Source organism: Microcystis sp. M53602_WE12 (assembly GCF_030065455.1).
Classification (GTDB): Bacteria; Cyanobacteriota; Cyanobacteriia; order Cyanobacteriales; family Microcystaceae; genus Microcystis; species Microcystis aeruginosa.
Window position 1 is genome coordinate 1 of the sequence record NZ_JASJFB010000093.1, and the last position, 5,726, is coordinate 5,726.

Annotated in this window: 5 protein-coding genes and 1 pseudogene; 2 read left to right on the forward strand and 4 right to left on the reverse strand. The window is 47.5% G+C overall.

Annotated elements, in window-relative coordinates; all coding sequences use genetic code 11:
• Positions 1 to 118 precede the first annotated feature (118 nt).
• The 4 genes and pseudogenes from PX482_RS04085 to PX482_RS04100 form a co-directional block, all read right to left on the reverse strand.
• Positions 119 to 1,822 carry an SLC26/SulP family anion transporter gene (locus PX482_RS04085; RefSeq protein WP_288094576.1) on the reverse strand — a complete coding sequence of 568 codons (1,704 nt, stop codon included), beginning with the start codon at positions 1,820 to 1,822 and terminating at the stop codon, positions 119 to 121.
• A 434-nt stretch (positions 1,823 to 2,256) separates the two neighbouring features.
• Entirely contained in the window at positions 2,257 to 2,718 is a 462-nt protein-coding gene (locus PX482_RS04090) for a hypothetical protein (RefSeq protein ID WP_002780536.1), read from the reverse strand.
• Positions 2,719 to 3,073: 355 nt separating this feature from the next.
• Positions 3,074 to 4,051: a helix-turn-helix domain-containing protein gene (locus tag PX482_RS04095; protein WP_288059834.1), complete on the reverse strand. Its 978-nt coding sequence runs from the start codon at positions 4,049 to 4,051 to the stop codon at positions 3,074 to 3,076.
• A gap of 114 nt (positions 4,052 to 4,165) precedes the next feature.
• Positions 4,166 to 4,355: pseudogene (locus PX482_RS04100) on the reverse strand (hypothetical protein).
• A gap of 313 nt (positions 4,356 to 4,668) precedes the next feature.
• Here PX482_RS04100 and PX482_RS04105 point away from each other — a divergent pair.
• Together PX482_RS04105 and PX482_RS04110 are read left to right on the forward strand one after the other, a co-directional pair.
• A complete protein-coding gene (locus PX482_RS04105) occupies positions 4,669 to 5,331 on the forward strand; it encodes a potassium channel family protein (RefSeq protein ID WP_002760400.1) in 663 nt (220 codons plus the stop codon).
• A gap of 33 nt (positions 5,332 to 5,364) precedes the next feature.
• Positions 5,365 to 5,726: DUF2092 domain-containing protein (locus PX482_RS04110; RefSeq protein WP_288122086.1), on the forward strand; the 362-nt coding region annotated here is incomplete at its 3' end.

The window sequence follows — 5,726 nt, forward strand, 5'->3', positions numbered from 1 at the left end:
GCCAAGCTTTTCTGGTCGGAACCCCCTAAGCCGAGTTTTCAAGGTGCTGCGCCGTCCACTTGGTTTTCGAGACTGGCCTTTTAATTCTAACGTAAAGCCAACCTAGAACGGCGGGGTTTCAGACCCAAAATTTCCGATGAAACGCCTCGATCGCTTCCTCTAGGGTTGGATAAATACGTTCGGTCGAGATCGTCTCGGATAGGTCTCCTTTTTTTAATTGCTGATATAAATCTTGCTTCACCCGCGCCATGGCAAAAGTAATACCACTACCGATTAATTCTCGATGTAATTCTTTCAACATATCGACCGCCGTAATATCGATATCTAGAATCGCTTCGGCGTTGAGAACGAACCACTCGACGGGGACTTTCTCCGCCTCGATCGCCGCTATTACCCGTTTCCGAAAATTCTCGGCGTTGGCGAAACAGAGGGGCGCGTCGTAACGGTAGAGAACCAATCCGGGGACCGTCGTCGCGCCCTGCCAATCCTCGATGTCGTGCAGGCCCGCCAGATTCGGCACTTCCCCCAAAACCGCATCGTGTGGTCGCATCAGCCGTGCGAACAGATCGACCACCGATAACCCCACGGCAACGCCCACCCCGACGAGGATATCGGTGGCCAGGACACCGAACATGGTGACGAGCGCCAATCGGAACTCGCTGGTTTTGAAACAACGCAGACGGTTGAACTCCGAGATCTCGATCAGACGGAGCGCGGCGTAAATCACGATCGCCCCCAGGGCCGCTTTCGGAAACAGGGATAGCAGCGGGCGCAAGAACAAAAGTACCAAAATCACGATCAGAAAAGCCACGAGGGAAAACAGTTGCGATCGACTGCCCAGAGAATCGCCGATCGCCGTGCGACTGCCGCTACTGCTGACGGGAAAGCCTTGCATGATGCCGTTACCGATATTCACCGCTCCCAGGGCGAGTAATTCCTGATTGCCATCGATGCGATAGTTGTTTTTCGCCCCGAAGGCGCGGGCGGTCAAGACGTTATCGGAATAGCCAACGAGGGCGATACCGATGGCCGAGGAGAGTAAATAGACGAGCTGCTGGGAAGAAAAACCTCTCGGTACTTTCAAACTCGGTAAACCGGCGGGAATTTCCCCGATCACGGCGATGCCTCGCTCGTTCAGATCGAACAAATATACTGCCGATGTCGCCAGTAGAACCGCGAGTAAAGGGCCGGGGGCATTGGGAAAGCGACGTTGTACCACTAGCAGGAAAATTAGAACAGCGGCGGCGAGAATCAGAGTTGGTGGGTGAATCTCGGATAAATGTCCCGAAAATTCCCCGATCTGTCCGAAAAGCGATTCCGCTTTCAGTGACATCCCGCTAATTTTTCCCAACTGACCGACGATCATGATCACCGCTACTCCGGCCATGTAGCCGACGAGGATCGGTTTGGAGAGGAGATCGGCGAGAAACCCCAACCGGGCGAAAGCGGCGACGCAGCAGACGCTCCCCACGAGTAGGGCTAATAGACTGCACAGACTGGCGTAGTTGCTACTATCTCCCGCGACGAGGGGCATGATAGCGGCGGCGGTCATTACTGCCGTCGTCGATTCTGGCCCGACGGAGAGTTGTGGTGAGGAACCGAGCAGGGCATAGATGAGCAGCGGCGGTAGGATCGCCCATAATCCGGCGATCGGTTGTACTCCGGCCAGTTCCGCATAGGCCAGACATTGGGGAACGAGATAGGCTGCCACGGTGATCCCCGCAATGATATCTCCCCGCAACCAGGCCGAGCGATAGGATCGCAGGCGCTTTAACCCGGGTAGAGAAAACCGCTCCCTAGAAAAATTTAATCGAGTAGGCATCCTCATCTCTTCTCCTGTCATCGAAGTTCGGCGTTGTGGGAATATTGGTGGCAAGAAAGCGTTAAATATCCGTGAGTGGGAATGTCTTTTTTGCGGGACTTTCCCTTCAAAAGCGACCTCGACCTTTAGCCCTGGCGGAAAACTTTCCTGTCGGCGAGCGATCGCGTTTTTCCTCGCCTCTCCAGAGGGTTATCAATAAAAGCGATCGCTATTTAGGGTTGGCTGAAAAAGTTTTTCCTGGGGGCAGGGTGTGGGGTGTAGGGTGTAGGGTGTAGGGTGTAGGGTTTTAGCGATTTTGAGGGGGTCAATTACCTAATTTTCAGGGAAAAAGTCCCGGAATTTTCCACCCGATCACTCCGGGATCTGGCACTTTTTGGTTTCCAAAAAGTCTAAAAGTCTTACCCAACAAGGTTTTTAGATTTATTCAGCAAGCCCTATTTACAGGCCATTACCGCGATCGTGTAGGCGTTATTATTCATGCCGTTAATATTAAAATTAATCTGATAGGGCTGTCTACCCGTGGGTGATTGGAAGGGTAAAGAATAGGTTTCGCCCCGTTTCATTTCGACATTTTTCTGGAAGGCGCTATTGACTGAATTATCGGGATATTTGAGATTGATCGTCACTCCGTATTTGCCATCGTTTTCGGGAACCATTACCCCTTTAAAAGAGGCGAATTTCACCCCGGAGGGAACGGCGAAATCGGTGTTAAAGTTATTCTTTCCTATGGCATCGATCTGTTTGCGGATATGGGTCTGATTAGTGGCTACTTCCTTGAGGTACTGACAGTTTTTCGGAAGTTCGGTAGCCTGATCTTTGGTACTGGCGACAACGGCCATCGAGGTCAGTCCGAGGATTAAACCAGCCCAGAGAAAGCTGAAAGTTTTTGTCAACATGATAGTTTTTCCCGTTAAGTTTTTCTAAAATTGGCTCTTCGGGGACGATTAAAGATAATTAAGCCTTAATTGTCCCGCCTTGACTTTTTCCGTGACCAAAGTTCTCACTAATTCTAATTTTTGGCGCGGGACTTGGTCATTATCGCTCGCAGTGGAGCGAGTTCTCCTGTTTCTTCTGGGGTTAATTTTTGTGCGTCAACCCGTGAGATGTTCAGAGAATTGCTCCTCGTTTTTACTCTCCGAACCAAGCACAAACCCCGCTCACATACCCAAGAAAGCTAGGATTCAATATTTACTACTAATATTTAACTTTGGCAGGCTCGGAGAAACTATCAAAATTCTGCAAATCTAACTTTTATTTTGTTAAAGAATTATCTCGCAAAGTTGCCGACGGACACTCACCGAACATTTTCTTATAATCTTTGGCAAATTGACCCATGTGCCAGAATCCCCACTGTAGGGCGATCGCACTAACGGTAATTCCCCTACCCGCAGAGGCTTTTAGTTGTCGTCGTACCCCGTTAAGACGTTGAATTTTGAGATAAGTCGCAGGTCCCAGGCCAAAACATTCCTGAAAACCGTAACGGAGGGTACGTTCACTAATGTGCAGTTCTTGACAGAGATCGAGGATCGAGAGGGGGCGATCGAGATTGTCCAGTAAGATCTCCTCTGCTCGCTTAATGTAGGGATGTCGTATTGAAGGGCGCAGGGGCGGATCGTTTTGATGGGAATCGAGTACATCTAGAACTAGAGAGATAAAATCCTCTCGGATCGGCGATTGCATAGCTGGCTGTAGAATTGTCTGGGGTTGTCTCCAGAAAAGCTCAAAAATATATCTTAAATGAGAGCGGAATCGTCTCAGGACAGTCGGCTCTGGTTGAATTGCAAGGGTTGAATCCGTAATTAAAGATACTACCCTGGGCCGATTGGTTTGTTCGGCCCGGGAAAACAGAGAATCGATATCGATAGTAACCAGAGCGAGGGGGAAGTTTCCCGATCGAAGCAGATCGATTCCCCTGGAACTTTTCTGCAAGAGAGCGGAATTCGACGATAAGGAATACCCGTGCCACTTGAACACCTGGGGTGTGGACAAGGGTATGCCGACGGTGATTGTCCCGGGAGGAGAATCCCCTTGAGAACGAATTCCTCGATTGTAAATCGGTCGGGCGAATTGTATGCCCCCGACTTGAGCTACGAACAGTTCCCCCTCGAAAGTTCCCGCCTCGATCGGTCGATGAATCATATCCCAACGAAAAGCTCTCATCCGCGACGCTAGTTCATCGATATCGTGAAAAGGAATAGTCTTGATCAGGGGCTGTAAATTGATATCCATTCTGTCTGATTTAGGATAGCGTAATTATTAAAAATTATTAAGTATTATTAAGAATTATTCTCTTGTCAATAGGCATTATACCTCACCAATCTTAATTGTAGAGTTTTTTGGCTTTTATGGGTTAAGGTTCTTCGTTACTTGGTATGGTTCGATCAGGTGACATAAATCGACTAAATCCTTTAAATCCTTATCTGGCAAGAGACTTAATTGATTAGTTCGTTCTAGATCGAAAATAATTGGCAAAAATCGCAGCAATATCTTTCTCTATAAGGGTTTCATCCCTTATAACCCCCGTCCATTGCATAACACAAACCGAAGAACCTGGGTTAATAACGTCAGACTCTGACTTTTTTCCTTGATTGAAAGAAATAGGGGTTGCTCGTTATCCGCAATATTTTTTCAAATTTATGGTCAATTCTTAATAAAAATCTATAAGTCTAAGTTTGCCATTTTTTGATAGCGATCGCTCTTGCCAAGCTTCTATAATAGTCTTCTAGAGGCTAATAGATAGAAACTCGCTGTTTATTCAAGCAAGCAAATTTAGAAAGAAGATAGGAGATAAATACCCTTAAAATTGATGAGCAGGAGGAAATATTACCAATTAAAGGTTCGCTGCTATGAAATTCCGTCAATTGATGCGGGCAACAGAAAATAAATACAATCGGCTGCTGGCAAATCTGCTCTCGCTCTACATTATTTACCCGTTTTTAGTATATCTACCCCTGGGAGATTGGCTGATTTTCTTTTTCTTCTCCCTCTCTCTGATCATCGCCGTCTATCAGATCGATCGAAGTAAATTGGCTTTAAGATTTAATATCGGTCTGTTTTTGATTGCCCTCCTCCTGCGAGCATTCAGCACGATTATCCCTATTTATAGCGATTTCAACCGTTGGTTCGAGCTATCTAGTACATTAATTTCTCTAGCTTTTGTTAGTTTATGCGTGTACTCGATTTTACTAGAATTAATTCTCGCCGAACAGGTAACATCCGATATCATCAAAGGGGGAATTTGTGTCTATTTTCTCCTAGGATTTTTCTGGGCATCCGCTTATAGTATCGTCCAGATTTTTGAACCCGATTCCTTTAGCTCCGCCGCTAAAACCGTCAACCAGGCGGATCTACTTCATTTCAGCTTTACTACCCTGGCCACGGTTGGCTACGGTGATATAGTTCCTACCAGTAAAGTCGCTAGAGTTCTAGCCAATTTAGAAGGAATGACTGGAGTTCTCTATCCCGCCGTTTTTATCGCTCGTTTAGTCAGTTTACACAATGGTCGTTAACCAAAACAATCCATCGCCTTGGGGGAATATTAGATGATTATGCCTCGCTTCATGCCGATTCTTTCTTTACTTTTGCCTTGGGTCACTGCCGCAGGAGTCTTGGCGGAAATACCGACTCTATCCCAGGAAATCCGCCCAAAAACGGCGGAACAGGTGATCGAGCAACTCTGTGCTAATTTAACCAAACAGCGATCGTTCACCGTCAATATGGATGTCACCTATGACGATGTACTCGAATCCGGGGCGAAAGTTCAGTACAGTGCCTATCAAAACATCTGGGTAGAGAAACCCGATCGCCTGCGCTCGGACTACACTGGGGATGAACGAGTTACCCGCTTTTTTTACGACGGTAAAACCTTCACCCTCGCGGATCTGGAACGGGATCTATACGTCAC

What these genes read in the sequence shown, in the direction of transcription:
- PX482_RS04095 (WP_288059834.1), bottom strand. Translation starts at nt 4,051, where the DNA reads ATGGATATCAATTTACAGCCCCTGATCAAGACTATTCCTTTTCACGAT.
- PX482_RS04085 (WP_288094576.1), bottom strand. Translation starts at nt 1,822, where the DNA reads ATGCCTACTCGATTAAATTTTTCTAGGGAGCGGTTTTCTCTACCCGGG.
- PX482_RS04105 (WP_002760400.1), top strand. Translation starts at nt 4,669, where the DNA reads ATGAAATTCCGTCAATTGATGCGGGCAACAGAAAATAAATACAATCGG.
- PX482_RS04090 (WP_002780536.1), bottom strand. Translation starts at nt 2,718, where the DNA reads ATGTTGACAAAAACTTTCAGCTTTCTCTGGGCTGGTTTAATCCTCGGA.